The organism is Pantoea sp. Fr+CA_20 (genome assembly GCF_024520835.1).
Lineage (GTDB): Bacteria > Pseudomonadota > Gammaproteobacteria > Enterobacterales > Enterobacteriaceae > Pantoea > Pantoea allii.
In genome coordinates, this window is the sequence record NZ_JALNPN010000016.1 from 41,045 (window position 1) to 56,157 (window position 15,113).

Sequence of the window (15,113 nt, forward strand, 5' to 3'; positions counted from 1 at the left end):
GCGATCCTTATGGGTCGCCCGTTTTGCGATGGGGGCACCGCTGACATCAAAACCCCAGGGAAGGACGTGCGATAGTCTCAGATGTCCGCGGCGATCAGAACGCCGTCTCTACACTGTCCACCACCCGGTATTCATCATCCACCAGGGGAAGATAACGCCATTTATCAAACGCCGTGCACGGATGAGAAATGCCGCATCCCACCCAGTCGCCGGGCATCAGCGGCTCATCATTGGGTAAGCGTAAATAGGCATGTTGATCGTTAACCTCACTGATGTGCAAATGGGTGCCGGATCGCGGCGCGGTGCCATCAGCCTGGCGAATCCACAAGGGGATCGGTAAATCCTGATCGAAAGGGACATCTCGCCTGCCGAAATCCAGCAGCGCCAGACCGGGTTCAGGACGGGAAAGAACGCGTCCCCAGATCTCCAGCGCCGCCGCAAAATGGTGGTCTGCGCCGGGCTGGGCAAAAGGCGCAATACGCGCATAAAGCCCGCTATCGTGTGCCATGTAGGCACCCGAGCGAATTAAGGGCTGAACCGGCAGCGGCAGCACGGCCTGGGTAAAGCATTCTGTCACCACATCAAACCATGCTCCACCACCGGCGCTGAGCAGAATCGTATTGCTATGGAACAACTGGCGTTCAGCCAGCCTTCTGGCGCACTCCAGCATCACATGGCAGTAGTGCCGAACTAATGCCACACCAGCGGCGTCCCGCGCGGCACCGAGCGCACCTTCATAGCCTGCCACACCGACAAGATGAAGATGGCGGCTTTGGGCGAGGCGTTCAGCAATGGCCAGCGCCTCCTCGGCGGTTCTGCAGCCCGTTCTGCCGCCGGGGATGGACACTTCAATCACTACGGCAATCGCCGTATCACCCAGGTTTTGCTCCAGTAATGTGATGCCCGCCAGTGAGTCAACGTAGCAGAGAAAGCCATGATCGGGATGCTGGCGCTGCCACTCGCCAATCCAGCGAATCCCGGCAGGATCGACTAATTCGTTAGCCAGAAACACGTTACGGATACCAAAATGACGCAGGGCGCGCACCTGAGCGGGCGTCGCTGCGCTGATCCCCCAGGCACCGCCCTGCGTCACGGCCCGGCGTAAGACCGCCGGTGCCATTGAGGTTTTGCCATGGGCGGCCAGCATGACGCCTTTCTCCTGACAAAATTGCGCCAACTGCTGCAGGTTATTGTCCAGTGCGGACTGTTTCATCACCATGACGGGCGAAAACACCGACCCGCTGCTCAACACGGCGGTGCCGGCCTCGAGCGGGGCATCGCCCGCGCCAGCAACCGATTTAAAACGGGGCGAGGGCTGCGCGCGATCCAGCTTCGCGTCTGCGACCAGCGGGAAACGTAAAGACATAGCGGCTCCTTAGTGCTCAAGAACGCGTGACAGAAATTGCTGAGTGCGCGGATTCTGCGGATGGACAAAAATGTCGTCCGGCGTGCCTTGTTCAGCAATCACGCCCTGATCCATAAAAACAACGCGATCGGCTGTTTTGCGAGCAAATCCCATTTCGTGCGTCACTACCACCATGGTCATGCCCTCACGCGCCAGCCCGCGCATCACCTCCATCACTTCGCCAACTAATTCGGGATCGAGAGCGGATGTGGCTTCATCAAAGAACATGATTTTGGGCTGTACCGCCAGCGCTCGCGCGATGGCCACACGTTGTTGCTGACCACCGGAGAGCTGGGAAGGATAGTGATCGGCGCGATCAGCCAGTCCGACGCGTTCCAGCGCCGCCATTCCGCGTGCGTTTGCCTCTGCCGTTGACAGCTTCTGCGCTTTTATCAGTGCCAGGGTGACATTACCGAGCGCCGTCTTGTGGGGAAACAGGTTGAACTGCTGAAACACCATTCCCACCTGACCACAAATATCACGATTACGTTTTTGGTCATGCAGCGGAACACCGTTAACCCAAATCTCTCCGCCGTCGGCCTTTTCCAGACCGCTCATGATCCGTAATACGGTACTTTTACCGGAACCGGATGCGCCGATCAGCACCAGTACCTCTCCGGGCGAGACATCAAGGCTGATCTCTTTCAGGACTTGCGTCGCGCCAAATGACTTGCTAATCCGACTCAGGGTAATGGCTGCGTTTTTCATGATAACGGGTTCCTGGTTTGCTGGTGCTGGACCCAGCGGGAAAGCGGAAAACAGATAACGAAATAGAGCAGGGCGACCAGGCCATAAACCACGACGGGTTGTCCGATACGGTCGACGATCGCCTGACCCTGATGCATCAGCTCTGACATGCCTATCATGCTGACAATAGAGGTATCTTTAATCAGCGACAGGTACTGACCGACCAGCGGGGGTAAGACGATGCCGCGGGTTTGCGGCAAAATCACGCTGGTAAAGGTCTGCCGCCTGGAGAGCCCAAGTATCCACGAGACTTCCCACTGGCCTTTTGGGACGGCTTCAATACCGCCACGAAAAATCTCGGCAATGTAGGCACCCTGATAAATGCTCAATCCCAAAATGCCCGCGGCAAACAGGTTGATGTCATAGCCGAAATAGGCCACGCCAAAGTAGATAAACATGAGCGTAATAAGTACGGGCGTGCCGCGAAACAGCTCTGTATAGATCACGGCAATTTGTCGGGCGACAGGCAGGCGGCTGGTGCGCAAAATGGCAGCCAACAGGCCAAGCAGGGTACTGCCCACAATGGCGGCCACCGACAGCAATAACGTAATAACCAGACCACGCCATAACAGCGGCAGGCTGCTGAGAATCAGTTCGCTCATTGGGCAGGCTCCCGTTTAACCGTGTGGGACCACATTTTTTTCGCCTGCGACCAGAGGGGCCGTTTGACTGATACCACCAGCGGCGGCATAAACAAATGGCGTCCTACGACGTTGCCCAGCCAGGAAAACAGGTTGCTGAGAAACAGATAGACCAGCGCCACCACGCTAAATGTCTGGATGTAGAGCAGCGTACGCGCATTGATGACCGTGGCGGTTCCCGTCAGCTCCGGCAGCGCGATGGCTGACAGCAGTGAGGTGCCCAACAGCAACTGAATCAGGTTGTTGATAATGGCAGGCCAGACGGCGCGCGCGGCCTGCGGCATCACCACGTTTAAAAACCGCTGGCGGCGACTGATGCCAAGAATCCAGGCGGCTTCCAGCTGACCTTTTGGCACCGACTGAATACCGGCGCGAAAGATTTCGGCCAGATAGGCACCGACGTTAATCCCCAGCGCCAGTACGCCCGCCGTAAAGGCACTCATAGTGATGCCCAGTGAGGGAAGCCCGAAGAACACAATAAAAATTTGCAGCAGCACGGGAGTATTACGAATAAATTCAACGTAGCCGTGGCTTAGCCAGCGCAGGGGGGCAAAAGGCGCAGATTTTGCCAGTGCGGCCAGCAATCCCAGCACCAGCGCCAGCATAAAAGCCAGCAGCGTCACCTGAAGCGTTAACCAGGTGGCGGCGAGAAAGGTGTCGGCATACTGCCAGAGTGTCAGCCATTGATAGCTCATAGAAAGCCTCCTCAACAGGACGCAGGCATGACCTGCGTCCTCGCCTGTCAGAACTGCGGGTTCAGCGGATAGCGAGGCTTACTGCCAAACCATTTCTGGTAGAGCTGAGCGTTCTCACCTGACGCGTTTATTTCAAACAGGAATTCGTTGAGATAGTTCGTCCACACCTGATCCCCTTGCTTCACACCGAATGCGTTGTATTCCAGCGGAACCAGCGCTTCGTTGGTGACCTCAAGCGTGGGGTCGAGTTTGGCCTGGTAGGCAAGGAAGTTATTATCTTCAATCATGGCATCGGCCTGCCCCTGCTTAACGGCCAGAATCGCCGCCTGAGAGGAATCGTATTCCTGGATCTTCACATCGATCCCCATGCTGCGGACTTCGTCACCGTTGGTTGAGCCTTTCACGGTTGCAATGGTTTTTCCTGCCATATCGTGGGCCGACTTGATCCCGCTTACTTTGCGGACCAACATCGCTTCGCTGGCCACCACGTAAGGCTGAGTGAAGCCAATCTCTTTGGCGCGCTCCAGGTTACGCGTGAAATTACAGAACACGACATCCACTTTATTGGTTTGCAGATTAGGGATACGGTTCGCACTGGTGGTGTTAACCACTTCCAGTTTTACGCCCATCGATTTCGCTAAGGATTTTGCCAGATCCACATCGTAGCCGTCGGGATTACCGGCTTTATCGTAAAAGCCGAAGGGCGCAAAGCTCAGGCAGTCACCGACCCGCAACGTGCCACGCTGCAGCACGGTTTGCAGCGTAGACTGCGGTGCGGCACCGGCTTCCGTTTTCTTTTCTGTCGGCGTACAACCGGCAAGAGCGGCAACCGTCAGCAAGGCCGGAAACAGCAGGTTCAATACCTTTTGGTGTGAAGTCGTGTTCATGTTTATTATCTCAAATAAAAGTGTGGTATCACCAACATTAATAAATAATGTGGATGGGACTTTTTTTAATTATCAATTTATTCTGACGGGTGAATGCGTTTTCACCTGTTATACATGAAGAGAAGGTTATTTCCGGCCTGAATTAAAACACCTCATATCGACTTCGACTTTGCAATCCACCACCAGGTCTTGCACGCTGCAAATGCGTGCTGGCGGATTTTCATGGAATAGCTCACTAAAGACTTTATTAAATGAGCTAAAGTAGCGGGCATCGGTCAGCACCGCCGTCACATGCACCACGTCCTGAATCTGATATCCCGCTTCCCGCATAATGGTCAGACAGTTTTCAAAGGCCAGCCGCGTCTGCTCAATGATGCCGCCTTCGACCACTTCACCGCCTGTCATCGGTGTCTGCCCGGAGATATACAGCCAGCCGTCGGCTTCTACGGCGCGAGCGAAAGGCAGTTTCTGTCCTCCGGTACCGACACCGCCTTCTGTGCCATAGCGCTTAATTGTCATGCTTATGCCCTTAACATCATCACTGCAGCTTGTCTGGTATACCGGAATTAAATCTGCAATACCGGATGGGTTGAGATTTGCACAATGTTATTTTTTTTGCAATAGCCTGCTCCGGGATTATTTTGGTGCTTTACAATCGGCTTCACGAATATTTGTTATTAATGATAAATGTTTTAAATAAATAGTGATCAGGATCTCTTTTTGTAATTATGGCATGCTCTCTTTTAGTGCCCCGATAAATAGCATGAAGCGAAAAAAGAAAACGACAGTTATCGTGCACGCCCGTAGGTAAAACAAAGTGGCCTGTGTATGATGTATTAAATCAACCTCAACGTGACGATCCCGGTAGGAGAAGAAGGGTATGCAGGAAGATAAACCCGCCAGAGCGCGCGGCGTGGACCGTGTGATCGCTATTTTTCGTCAGCTACACGTTGCCCGTCAGCCCATGGCGATGCGTGAACTGATCGAGGCGACAGGCGCGCCCCGCTCAAGCGTGTATGAACTGGTTAATCTGTTGAGTGAAGCGGGACTGGTCGAAATCGATTCGGAAGGCAGTATCTATTTTGGTCGTGAAATGCACTACTACGGTGCGGATTACATCGCGCACAATCCCCTGATTCGTCGGGCGCATCAGTTAATGATCGAGATGGTTGCCGAGCATGGTGAAACCGTGCAGCTGTGTATGCTGGAAGGCAATAAATATACGGTGGTGCTGTCAGAGAGCAATGCACATCCGTTCAAGATAACCTCGGATATTGGCGTTAAAATTCCTATTCCCTGGACGGCCACCGGTCGCTTGCTGCTGAGCAACTGGAGTGATGAGGCAATTCTGTCCCTGATCCCGGAAGAGGATTATCGGCTGGCGAACGGGAAGGTGCTAAATAAGCAGGATTTTCTGGCCGACATTCATCGGGCGGGACATCTTGGCTACTCCATGACGGAAGGGCTGTCAGAGAGTTTTACCTGCTGTATGGCTGCGCCGATTCGCGCCCGTAACGATCTGGCGGTGGCAGCCATCTGTTTTATGGTCAGCCGGGATACACCCGAAGAACGGCGTCAAATGTTGCTGAAAACCTTGATCAATGCAGGTCAGAAGCTGTCCGACTTCACCTGAACCGACGAGCAATGGGGTTAAACCCGGGCTGTCGGCTCAGGGTAAAAGGGCTACAGGTCTTTCAGCACCGCAAGCGCATCGGCTGCGCGCGTTACGTTGACCTTTGTAACCTCATAATGGGCAACAGCGATGAAAGGGTCTTCCGCCAGAATCGCATCCAGCCGTGCGCGCGCAATATCTTTCACCATTATCATGCCGCCCGTGCGGGGATCTTTACGCCCCGCAGCAATAAATACGCCGCTGTTAAAATAGCGATCCAGCCACGTAATGTGCGGTGCCAGCAGGGCGTCTACTTCCTCGATCGGCCGAAAATAGTTCAGGTACACCACATACATTGTCTGTCCTCACACTTTGGGATTGGTTAGCTCACTCAGCAACGGCAGCAGGACTTTCACGCTGTCATGGGTACGCAGGCCAATGCGGCCGGGTAGCCAGTGGTCTAAAAAGTCGAGATTGTCGCGATCGGTCTGATGCCAGGTGGTGCCGTCGGGAAAATGCCGGGAACGGCTGCGCTGCTGTTCGCCATCCTTGCTGCCCAGGTTCCAGTTTCGCGCGGTGACATCCAGCAGGGGAAACCCTGCCGCATCGAAAGGATTGATGCCCTGAAAATCCTTTTCTTGCATCTGACGGCTGGCGGCAGAAATGCCATAGCGGCGAGCCAGCAGCAGGGCGCGTTCGCTGGTCTGTTTACGCACGGCACGCGGCGTGTTGATGCCGCTGTTGAAATAGAGATGATCGCCCGTAATCAGGCTGTTGAGATCGATAACCAGCAGCGTATTCTTTTTCTCTTTCTCACTCATGCGCGCCACGTAGTCGTCCATGCCGTGCAGCTGTGACTCACTGGCGCTGAGCGCGACAAAGCGCACGCCGTAATGAAGTGGCTGATGGCTGAGCTGTTTTGCCAGTTCCAGCATTACGCCAAGCCCGGATGCGTTGTCATCAACGCCCTGCAAACGCAATCCGCCCAGGCTGCGCGTCGTTTCGCTGCGGCTGAGTGGAATCCAGGTATCCAGGCTGGCAACAACCAGAATCTCCTGAGGTGCGCTGCCTTCACGCGCGGCGATGACTGAGGTGGCCGTGATTTTATGCCAGCGCGACGTGCCGTCATTTTCATGCCAGCTGTAGCCGGTATTAAACTGTCGGGTATTGGTTGCAAAACCGAGTTCGGTGAACTGCTGTTGCAGATAGTCGGCCGCCATCAACTCAGCCGGACTCCCGCTCATGCGACCGGGAAAGTAAGTAGAAATGTGTCGAACCTGTTGTTCAGCAAAGTGTCCGGTGACGTCGGTCACGGCCTGAGCGCTGAAAATAACGCTGCCAACAAGCAGCGTCGCCAGGCGAAGAAAGGCAGACATGTCGGGTTCCTTGTGGCTCATTCCCTATAAGGACGGTCATATTTTTTCACCCATAGTATGAAACTGTGACGGTGATTACACAATTTGAATCGTCCGGAAAGGCCCATAAGATCATTTGCTAAGCACATTTTGTTCTGAGCTTTTGCCGGGCGTTATTCCATTCAGTAACAACTCATTCCAATTCGTAATTTCATCTCAATAAACCAGGGAACGTATAGTCGCGATAACGCATCGTAACAACACTAGGGTTAACGTGGATTATTTGCCTCTTTTTGCCGATCTCGCAGGCCGACCCGTACTGGTCGTTGGCGGTGGAGATATCGCGGCGCGCAAGATCGAACTGCTGCGTCGTGCTGGCGCGCGCATTCAAATCGCCTCACGCGAACTCTGCCCGGAGCTGCAGGCTTTACTGGATGAGCAACAGCTTGAATGGCTGGCAACCTCCTTTGAACCCGCTCAGCTCGACAAGGTCTTTCTGGTTATTGCCGCCACCGATGACAATGCGCTGAATGCGCAGGTCTACGACGAGGCGAATGCCCGTCACAAGCTGGTCAATGTGGTGGATGATCAGCCTAAATGCAGCTTTATCTTCCCCTCTATTGTTGATCGCTCTCCACTGGTCGTGGCTATCTCCTCCAGCGGAACCGCGCCGGTTCTTGCCCGCATGCTCCGCGAGAAACTCGAAACGCTGTTGCCGTCTCATCTGGGCCAAATGGCCGAACTGGCGGGGCAGTGGCGTGACAAGGTCAAAGCACGTTTCAGCCGTATGTCTGACCGCCGTCGTTACTGGGAAAGAATATTTAACGGCCGTTTTGCCAGTCAGATGGCAACAGGCGACGTTGAGGCCGCGAAACAGACGCTCGACAGCGAACTGGGCGATCAGCCGCCCCGACAGGGTGAAATTATTCTGGTGGGAGCGGGGCCTGGCGACAGCGGCCTGCTGACGCTGCGCGGTCTACAGGTAATGCAACTGGCTGACGTGGTGCTCTACGACCATTTGGTCAGTGAGGAGGTCCTCGATCTGGTGCGGCGCGATGCCGACCGTATCTGCGTGGGCAAACGTGCCAGCGCGCATCTGCTGCCGCAGGACGAGATTAATCAGTTGATGGTGCAACTGGCCCAAAAAGGCAAACGCGTGGTGCGCCTGAAAGGCGGTGATCCCTTTATTTTTGGCCGCGGTGGCGAGGAGCTGCAGGCGGCTCAGCAGGCGGGTATTCCGTTTCAGGTTGTGCCAGGTGTCACGGCTGCGGCCGGTGCCACCGCGTACGCCGGTATTCCACTGACCCACCGTGACTATGCGCAGAGCGTGCTGTTTATTACCGGTCACTGTCGTCCGGATAGCGATGATATTGACTGGCCATCCCTGGCGCGTGCGCGTCAGACTCTGGCGATTTATATGGGCGCCGTGAAGGCGGCTCACATCAGCAAACAGCTCATTCTTCATGGGCGCGCCGCGACAACGCCGGTCGCAGTGATTGGTCGCGGTACACGGTCTGACCAACAGGTGTTGACCGGCACGCTTGAACATCTTGAGACGCTGGCAGCGTCAGCGCCTTCCCCGGCCCTGCTGGTGATTGGGGAAGTGGTTAATTTACATGGGCAACTTGCCTGGTTTCAGCATTCGGCACAGCAGGGGGCTCGCGAGTCCGCCGTTGTCAATCTGGCTTGAGAGGAAAAACGATGGACCAAAAACGACTCAGTCATCTGCGTCAACTGGAGGCGGAGAGCATCCATATTATCCGCGAAGTGGCAGCCGAATTCGGCAATCCGGTCATGATGTACTCCATCGGCAAGGATTCTTCAGTCATGCTGCATCTGGCGCGTAAAGCCTTCTATCCGGGCACGCTGCCGTTCCCGTTACTGCATGTCGATACCGGCTGGAAATTTCGTGAGATGTACGAATTCCGCGATCGCACGGTGAAAGCCATGGGTGCCGAACTGCTGGTGCATCGCAACCCGGAAGGCGTCGCGATGGGGATTAACCCCTTTGTGCACGGCAGCGCCAAGCACACTGACATCATGAAAACCGAAGGGCTGAAGCAGGCGCTGAATAAGTACGGTTTTGATGCGGCTTTTGGCGGCGCACGTCGTGACGAAGAGAAGTCTCGTGCTAAAGAGCGTATTTACTCTTTCCGTGACCGCTTTCATCGCTGGGACCCAAAAAACCAGCGTCCGGAGTTATGGCACAACTATAACGGTCAGATTAACAAGGGCGAGAGCATCCGCGTCTTCCCGCTGTCTAACTGGACCGAGCTGGATATCTGGCAGTACATCTTCCTGGAAAACATTGAGATTGTGCCGCTCTATCTTGCTGCGCCGCGCCCTGTGCTGGAACGTGATGGCATGCTGATGATGATCGATGACGATCGTATCAACCTCCAGCCAGGTGAAGTCATTAAACAGCGCATGGTCCGTTTCCGTACCCTTGGGTGCTGGCCGCTGACTGGCGCGGTGGAATCTGAAGCGCAAACCTTGCCTGAGATTATTGAAGAGATGCTGGTTTCTACTACCAGCGAGCGTCAGGGCCGTGTGATTGACCGCGATCAGTCCGGTTCGATGGAACTGAAAAAACGTCAGGGTTATTTCTAAGGAGACGCCAGATGAATACCGTAATTGCACAACAGATTGCCGAACAGGGCGGCGTTGAAGCCTGGCTGACCGCACAACAACATAAAAGCCTGCTGCGTTTTCTGACCTGCGGCAGCGTGGACGACGGCAAAAGTACGCTGATTGGCCGCCTGCTGCATGACACCCGCCAGATTTATGAAGATCAGCTGTCTTCGTTACAGAGCGACAGCAAACGCCATGGTACGCAGGGCGAGAAACTGGATCTGGCACTGCTGGTCGATGGTTTACAGGCTGAGCGCGAGCAGGGCATTACCATTGATGTGGCTTACCGCTATTTCTCTACCGAAAAGCGTAAGTTCATTATTGCCGACACGCCGGGGCACGAGCAGTACACCCGAAATATGGCCACGGGCGCATCGACCTGTGATCTGGCGATCCTGTTAATTGATGCCCGTAAAGGCGTGCTGGATCAGACGCGTCGACACAGTTTTATTTCGACGCTGCTGGGGATTAAACACCTGGTCGTGGCAATCAATAAAATGGACCTGGTGGATTATCAGCAGGCTGTGTATGAGCAGATCAAGCAGGATTACCTCGACTTTGCCGGGCAATTGCCTGAAGACCTGGATATTCGCTTTGTGCCGATGTCGGCGCTGGAAGGCGAAAACGTCGCGTCGCAGAGCCAGAGCATGCCATGGTACAGCGGTCCGACGTTGCTTGATGTGCTGGAAACCGTGGAGTTAAACGCGGTGGTGGCTAACCAACCGATGCGCTTCCCGGTGCAGTATGTGAATCGCCCTAATCTCGATTTCCGGGGTTATGCCGGTACGCTGGCATCTGGTGTGGTGAAAGTGGGGCAACAGGTTAAAGTGCTGCCTTCTGGCGTCGAATCCACCATCGCCCGCATCGTAACCTTTGACGGCGATCTGCAGGAAGCCGGTGCCGGAGAAGCCATTACTCTTGTCCTGAACGATGAAATTGATATCAGTCGTGGCGATCTGTTAGTGGACGCCAGCGCCGAGCTGCGTGCCGTTCAGTCCGCCACAGTGGATGTTGTCTGGATGGCTGAGCAGCCGCTTCAGGCCGGTCAGAGCTACGACGTTAAAATTGCCGGCAAGAAAGCCCGTGGGCGAGTAGAAAAGGTCATTCATCAGGTTGAGATTAATTCACTGGAGAAACGCCAGGTGGACATCCTGCCGCTGAACGGGATTGGTCTGGCTGAGTTTACGTTTGACGAACCGCTGGTGCTCGACAGCTATCAGCAAAACCCCGTGACCGGCGGCATGATCATTATCGATCGCCTCAGTAACGTTACCGTGGGTGCCGGGCTGATCAATGAGCCACTGAGCGATCGGCCGCAGCATAACGGCGAATTCAGCGCGTTCGAACTTGAACTTAATGCGCTGGTGCGTCGCCACTTCCCCCACTGGAATGCGCGCGATCTTTTGGGCGGTCAGTAATGGCCCAGCATGATGAAAACGTCGTGTGGCATGACCATCCGGTGACGCGCCAGGCGCGTGAACAGCAGCACGGCCATCAGGGCGTGGTGCTGTGGTTTACCGGCCTGTCGGGGTCAGGGAAATCGACCGTAGCGGGGGCGCTGGAACAGGCGCTTCACCGTCTCGGTGTCAGCACCTATCTGCTGGACGGGGATAATGTTCGTCACGGACTGTGTCGCGACCTGGGCTTTAGCGATGAGCACCGCAAAGAGAATATCCGCCGTGTTGGTGAGGTGGCTAAACTGATGGTGGATGCGGGTTTAGTGGTTCTTACCGCGTTTATCTCGCCTCATCGTGCCGAGCGCCAAATGGTGCGCGACCTGCTGGACAGCGGCCGGTTTATCGAGGTTTACGTTGATACGCCGCTGGCGGTCTGTGAAGCGCGAGATCCTAAAGGGTTATACAAAAAGGCCCGGGCAGGTGAACTACAAAACTTCACCGGTATAGATAGCGTTTATGAAGCGCCGGACCAGCCAGAAATCTCGCTTAATGGGGAACAATTGGTTACAAAACTGACGGCCCAATTGTTAGATCTGCTGCGTCAGCGCGATATTATCAGTTCCTGAACAGACAGCGGCAAAGCGCCTTTCGTTTTGCCGCCTTCGCGTTGACAGGATATTTATGCAGAATATTACTCCCATGCTGGCACGCAAAGACCACGGCACACCGGATGAGCCTCGCTCTGTCCTTCCGGGCGGCGTCATTGGCTTTGTATGTTACTGGTGTGCGCTTGCCATACCTTTCCTGTTGTACGGCTCAAGCACCCTGTTTTTCTTTCTCTACACCTGGCCATTTTTCCTGGCGCTGTTTCCGGTTTCCGTCCTGACAGGCATGGTATTGAATACATGGCTGCGTGGGCAGTTGCTCTGGACCTCTCTGATATGCGTCGTTGCCGTCGCTTGTCAGTTCTGGTTACTGTTCCTGTTTCTGTCTCGCTGGTAGCCAGACTGATGTCTAAACGCAGCAGCAGGTTACAAAAGTTTTCCTGCGTTGCGCCCGATCTTTTCTTCCCTTTTTTGCCTGCGTGAACGGCATTACACGGCATTTTTACTGCCAGTGTGGAGTCCTGAGTAAAGTTATGGGATGATTGGGCCGTTTTTAGGGGGCGGGATGGGAAAACTGACGTTACTGCTGTTGGTGCTGTTAGGTTGGCTGCAATATTCATTGTGGCTGGGTAAGAATGGCATCCATGACTTTTCGCGCGTCGACGACGACGTTGCGGTACAAAAGGCGAATAACGCCAAATTGAAAATGCGTAACGATCAACTCTTTGCTGAAATTGACGATCTCAATGGCGGCTCTGAAGCGATTGAGGAACGCGCACGCAGCGAATTAGGCATGATTAAGCCGGGTGAAACCTTCTATCGTCTGGTACCTGACCAGAACAAACGCAACGCGCAACAAGCTGCGCAAAACCAACAACGATAAAACATGAACAATCAGTCCCACTCTGCGGATGTGATTGCCGTTGTGCCCGCTGCCGGTATCGGCAGCCGCATGCAGGCAACCTGTCCGAAACAGTATCTGACGATTGGTCAGCACACACTTCTGGAACACAGCATTGCCCGCCTGTTTTCCCATCCTGCTGTCACGCAGGTTATTGTCGCCTTAAGCCCTGACGATCGGCATTTTGCCACTTTGCCTCTGGCAAGCGATCCGCGCGTGATTCGCGTGACCGGGGGCGATACGCGTGCTGAATCGGTACTGGCTGGCCTTCAGGCTGCGCAAGGTGCCGGCTGGGTGCTGGTCCATGATGCTGCGCGACCTTGCCTGCATCCTGATGACTTACAGCGCCTGCTGCGGTTACGGGAGACCAGCAAAACGGGCGGCATTCTGGCTGCCCCGGTCTGTGACACCATGAAACGCGGGGAACCCGGTAAGGCGGCGATTGCGCACACTGTCGATCGCGACAACCTGTGGCACGCGTTAACGCCCCAGTTCTTTCCCCGGGCCTTACTTACCGCCAGCCTGACGCGAGCCCTGAACGAAGGGGCGACCATCACCGATGAAGCCTCCGCGCTGGAGTTCTGTGGCTACCATCCTGAGCTGGTAACAGGTCGTAGCGATAACATCAAAGTTACCCGCCCGGAAGACTTAGCCCTGGCGGCTTTTTATCTTAGTCAGATTCAGTCAAAGGAGAGCACATGATGCGTATCGGTCACGGTTTTGACGTTCACGCCTTCGGTGGAGAAGGTCCGCTGGTGATTGGCGGTGTGCGAATCCCATTTGAGTATGGTTTTATCGCCCATTCTGATGGCGATGTAGCGCTGCATGCCCTCACCGATGCGCTGTTGGGCGCGGTGGCCATGGGCGACATTGGTAAGCTGTTTCCGGATACCGATCCGGCGTTTAAGGGCGCGGACAGTCGCGGACTGCTGCGGGAAGCCTGGCGCCGTATTGAGGCCAAAGGCTACTGTATTGGTAATGTCGACGTCACCCTGATTGCCCAGGCACCTAAGATGCTGCCGCACGTACCGCAAATGCGCATTAATATTGCCGAAGATCTGGGTTGCCATATGGACCAGGTCAACGTCAAAGCTACCACCACGGAGAAACTGGGTTTTACCGGCCGGGGTGAAGGCATTGCCTGTGAAGCGGTCGCACTGCTGCTGAAAGCGGAACCGGCATGACGCTGCATTACCTTTATGGCAAGCCTACAGCGACGGGCGTGATCAAAGCGACAGCGGACGATTTCGTGGTCGTGGAGGATTTGGGCTATCAGCCTGATGGCGACGGTGAACATGTGCTGGTGCGTATCCGCAAAAGCGGTGCTAACACCCGTTTTGTTGCCGAAGCGCTGGCGAAGTTTATGAAAGTGAACGTTCGCGATCTGAGCTATGCAGGTATGAAAGATCGTCATGCGGTCACCGAACAGACGCTGTGCTTTCGCGTTCCCGGCAATGCCATGCCTGTGCTGGCGGGTTTTGCGCTGGAAGGCGTGGAAATCCTTGAGGTCGTGCGTCATAAACGCAAGCTTCGCATTGGCGCGCTGGCGGGAAACGCCTTCCGGCTGGTGATTCGCCAGGTCAGCCATCGCGAGGAAACAGACGCGCGCCTGGTGCGCCTTCGCGACAGCGGCGTACCCAACTATTTTGGCGAACAACGCTTTGGTCGCAATGGCAACAACCTGGTGACGGCGGTCAGGCTGGCGCGCAACGAGATTCAGATTCGCGATCGCAACAAGCGCGGCCTGATGCTTTCTGCAGCGCGCAGTGCGTTGTTTAATCAGGTCACCAGCATGCGTTTGCAGCAGCAGGGTGGACTCACTCAGGTGATGAACGGGGATGCTCTGCAACTTGCCGGTCGTGGCAGTTGGTTCGTCGCACAGCCGGAAGAGCTGGCTGAGCTGCAGGCGCGGGTTAATCAGCATGCGCTCCGTATTACGGCCCCGTTACCGGGGCAGGGCGATCCCGGCCCGCAGGCCGATGCGCTGGCGTTTGAGCAGCAGTGCCTGGCCGATGCCGGCGAGCTGCGAGGTCTGCTTGAGCGCGAGCGCGTAGATGCCGGGCGGCGTGCCATGCTGGTTGTGCCACGCGACCTGCGCTGGTGCTGGCAGGATGATGCCACGCTGGAGATGCAATTTTGGCTGCCCGCAGGCAGCTTTGCCACCAGCGTCGTCAGAGAGCTGTTAAACAGCACCGAGTCTCTTGAAATGCTTGACGAATAAGCCGCTGCTTCCCTTG

General features: G+C 55.4%; 18 protein-coding genes. 10 read left to right on the forward strand and 8 right to left on the reverse strand.

The genetic code is table 11. From position 1 onward, the window contains the following. Positions 1 to 94: 94 nt before the first annotated feature. The 6 genes from NR177_RS17335 to NR177_RS17360 form a co-directional block, all read right to left on the reverse strand. Entirely contained in the window at positions 95 to 1,366 is a 1,272-nt protein-coding gene (locus NR177_RS17335; RefSeq protein WP_096011740.1) for an alanine racemase, read from the reverse strand. A 9-nt stretch (positions 1,367 to 1,375) separates the two neighbouring features. Continuing rightward, positions 1,376 to 2,113 carry an amino acid ABC transporter ATP-binding protein gene (locus tag NR177_RS17340; RefSeq protein ID WP_096011739.1) on the reverse strand — a complete coding sequence of 246 codons (738 nt, stop codon included), beginning with the start codon at positions 2,111 to 2,113 and terminating at the stop codon, positions 1,376 to 1,378. After that, entirely contained in the window at positions 2,110 to 2,754 is a 645-nt protein-coding gene (locus NR177_RS17345; RefSeq protein WP_063880742.1) for an amino acid ABC transporter permease, read from the reverse strand. Before NR177_RS17345 ends, NR177_RS17340 begins: the two co-directional genes overlap by 4 nt. Further along, entirely contained in the window at positions 2,751 to 3,488 is a 738-nt protein-coding gene (locus NR177_RS17350; RefSeq protein WP_218996139.1) for an amino acid ABC transporter permease, read from the reverse strand. The genes NR177_RS17345 and NR177_RS17350 overlap by 4 nt, the downstream gene beginning before the upstream one ends. Positions 3,489 to 3,535: 47 nt before the next feature. Next, positions 3,536 to 4,375 carry a transporter substrate-binding domain-containing protein gene (locus tag NR177_RS17355; protein WP_145394517.1) on the reverse strand — a complete coding sequence of 280 codons (840 nt, stop codon included), beginning with the start codon at positions 4,373 to 4,375 and terminating at the stop codon, positions 3,536 to 3,538. 126 nt (positions 4,376 to 4,501) lie between these two features. After that, entirely contained in the window at positions 4,502 to 4,894 is a 393-nt protein-coding gene (locus NR177_RS17360) for a RidA family protein (protein WP_063880739.1), read from the reverse strand. 361 nt (positions 4,895 to 5,255) lie between these two features. Between NR177_RS17360 and NR177_RS17365 the strand changes: the two genes are divergently transcribed. Beyond that, entirely contained in the window at positions 5,256 to 6,008 is a 753-nt protein-coding gene (locus tag NR177_RS17365; RefSeq protein ID WP_063880738.1) for an IclR family transcriptional regulator, read from the forward strand. Between the two features lie 50 nt (positions 6,009 to 6,058). Here NR177_RS17365 and NR177_RS17370 read toward each other — a convergent pair whose 3' ends face one another. Continuing rightward, positions 6,059 to 6,343, reverse strand: a complete 285-nt coding sequence (locus tag NR177_RS17370) for a YciI family protein (RefSeq protein ID WP_096011734.1) — start codon at positions 6,341 to 6,343, stop codon at positions 6,059 to 6,061. A gap of 9 nt (positions 6,344 to 6,352) precedes the next feature. Beyond that, positions 6,353 to 7,363, reverse strand: a complete 1,011-nt coding sequence (locus NR177_RS17375) for an aminopeptidase (RefSeq protein ID WP_063880736.1) — start codon at positions 7,361 to 7,363, stop codon at positions 6,353 to 6,355. A 253-nt stretch (positions 7,364 to 7,616) separates the two neighbouring features. Here NR177_RS17375 and cysG point away from each other — a divergent pair, with 253 nt between their 5' ends. The 9 genes from cysG (at position 7,617) to truD (ending at position 15,097) form a co-directional block, all read left to right on the forward strand. After that, complete coding sequence (gene cysG / locus NR177_RS17380; RefSeq protein WP_109717039.1) at positions 7,617 to 9,032, forward strand: siroheme synthase CysG; 1,416 nt, start codon at positions 7,617 to 7,619, stop codon at positions 9,030 to 9,032. Positions 9,033 to 9,043: 11 nt separating this feature from the next. Then, positions 9,044 to 9,952 (forward strand): sulfate adenylyltransferase subunit CysD, encoded by a 909-nt coding sequence (gene cysD / locus NR177_RS17385; RefSeq protein ID WP_256853300.1) that lies wholly within the window; start codon positions 9,044 to 9,046, stop codon positions 9,950 to 9,952. A gap of 11 nt (positions 9,953 to 9,963) precedes the next feature. Further along, entirely contained in the window at positions 9,964 to 11,391 is a 1,428-nt protein-coding gene (cysN, locus tag NR177_RS17390) for a sulfate adenylyltransferase subunit CysN (RefSeq protein WP_241568306.1), read from the forward strand. Then, on the forward strand, positions 11,391 to 11,996 hold the full coding sequence (gene cysC / locus NR177_RS17395) for an adenylyl-sulfate kinase (protein WP_063880733.1): 606 nt from the start codon (positions 11,391 to 11,393) through the stop codon (positions 11,994 to 11,996). The genes cysN and cysC overlap by 1 nt, the downstream gene beginning before the upstream one ends. A gap of 55 nt (positions 11,997 to 12,051) precedes the next feature. Beyond that, entirely contained in the window at positions 12,052 to 12,372 is a 321-nt protein-coding gene (locus NR177_RS17400) for a DUF3561 family protein (protein ID WP_063880732.1), read from the forward strand. 168 nt (positions 12,373 to 12,540) lie between these two features. Further along, the gene (gene ftsB, locus NR177_RS17405) at positions 12,541 to 12,858 is read left to right on the forward strand and encodes a cell division protein FtsB (RefSeq protein WP_063881239.1); all 318 of its coding nucleotides are present in this window, start codon (positions 12,541 to 12,543) and stop codon (positions 12,856 to 12,858) included. 3 nt (positions 12,859 to 12,861) lie between these two features. Beyond that, on the forward strand, positions 12,862 to 13,578 hold the full coding sequence (gene ispD, locus NR177_RS17410) for a 2-C-methyl-D-erythritol 4-phosphate cytidylyltransferase (RefSeq protein ID WP_241568307.1): 717 nt from the start codon (positions 12,862 to 12,864) through the stop codon (positions 13,576 to 13,578). After that, positions 13,578 to 14,060 (forward strand): 2-C-methyl-D-erythritol 2,4-cyclodiphosphate synthase, encoded by a 483-nt coding sequence (gene ispF / locus NR177_RS17415; protein WP_063881240.1) that lies wholly within the window; start codon positions 13,578 to 13,580, stop codon positions 14,058 to 14,060. The genes ispD and ispF overlap by 1 nt, the downstream gene beginning before the upstream one ends. Continuing rightward, positions 14,057 to 15,097, forward strand: coding sequence for a tRNA pseudouridine(13) synthase TruD (truD, locus tag NR177_RS17420; RefSeq protein WP_063880730.1), 1,041 nt, complete (start codon positions 14,057 to 14,059; stop codon positions 15,095 to 15,097). Before ispF ends, truD begins: the two co-directional genes overlap by 4 nt. The last annotated feature ends 16 nt before the right edge of the window (positions 15,098 to 15,113 follow it).

Excerpts from the sequence above, each read along its gene's own strand:
- NR177_RS17345 (WP_063880742.1), bottom strand. The coding sequence starts at position 2,754 with ATGAGCGAACTGATTCTCAGCAGCCTGCCGCTGTTATGGCGTGGTCTG.
- NR177_RS17350 (WP_218996139.1), bottom strand. The coding sequence starts at position 3,488 with ATGAGCTATCAATGGCTGACACTCTGGCAGTATGCCGACACCTTTCTC.
- truD (WP_063880730.1), top strand. The coding sequence starts at position 14,057 with ATGACGCTGCATTACCTTTATGGCAAGCCTACAGCGACGGGCGTGATC.
- NR177_RS17400 (WP_063880732.1), top strand. The coding sequence starts at position 12,052 with ATGCAGAATATTACTCCCATGCTGGCACGCAAAGACCACGGCACACCG.
- NR177_RS17335 (WP_096011740.1), bottom strand. The coding sequence starts at position 1,366 with ATGTCTTTACGTTTCCCGCTGGTCGCAGACGCGAAGCTGGATCGCGCG.
- ftsB (WP_063881239.1), top strand. The coding sequence starts at position 12,541 with ATGGGAAAACTGACGTTACTGCTGTTGGTGCTGTTAGGTTGGCTGCAA.
- cysD (WP_256853300.1), top strand. The coding sequence starts at position 9,044 with ATGGACCAAAAACGACTCAGTCATCTGCGTCAACTGGAGGCGGAGAGC.
- NR177_RS17370 (WP_096011734.1), bottom strand. The coding sequence starts at position 6,343 with ATGTATGTGGTGTACCTGAACTATTTTCGGCCGATCGAGGAAGTAGAC.
- NR177_RS17375 (WP_063880736.1), bottom strand. The coding sequence starts at position 7,363 with ATGTCTGCCTTTCTTCGCCTGGCGACGCTGCTTGTTGGCAGCGTTATT.
- ispF (WP_063881240.1), top strand. The coding sequence starts at position 13,578 with ATGCGTATCGGTCACGGTTTTGACGTTCACGCCTTCGGTGGAGAAGGT.
- cysC (WP_063880733.1), top strand. The coding sequence starts at position 11,391 with ATGGCCCAGCATGATGAAAACGTCGTGTGGCATGACCATCCGGTGACG.
- cysN (WP_241568306.1), top strand. The coding sequence starts at position 9,964 with ATGAATACCGTAATTGCACAACAGATTGCCGAACAGGGCGGCGTTGAA.
- NR177_RS17360 (WP_063880739.1), bottom strand. The coding sequence starts at position 4,894 with ATGACAATTAAGCGCTATGGCACAGAAGGCGGTGTCGGTACCGGAGGA.
- NR177_RS17355 (WP_145394517.1), bottom strand. The coding sequence starts at position 4,375 with ATGAACACGACTTCACACCAAAAGGTATTGAACCTGCTGTTTCCGGCC.
- NR177_RS17340 (WP_096011739.1), bottom strand. The coding sequence starts at position 2,113 with ATGAAAAACGCAGCCATTACCCTGAGTCGGATTAGCAAGTCATTTGGC.
- NR177_RS17365 (WP_063880738.1), top strand. The coding sequence starts at position 5,256 with ATGCAGGAAGATAAACCCGCCAGAGCGCGCGGCGTGGACCGTGTGATC.
- ispD (WP_241568307.1), top strand. The coding sequence starts at position 12,862 with ATGAACAATCAGTCCCACTCTGCGGATGTGATTGCCGTTGTGCCCGCT.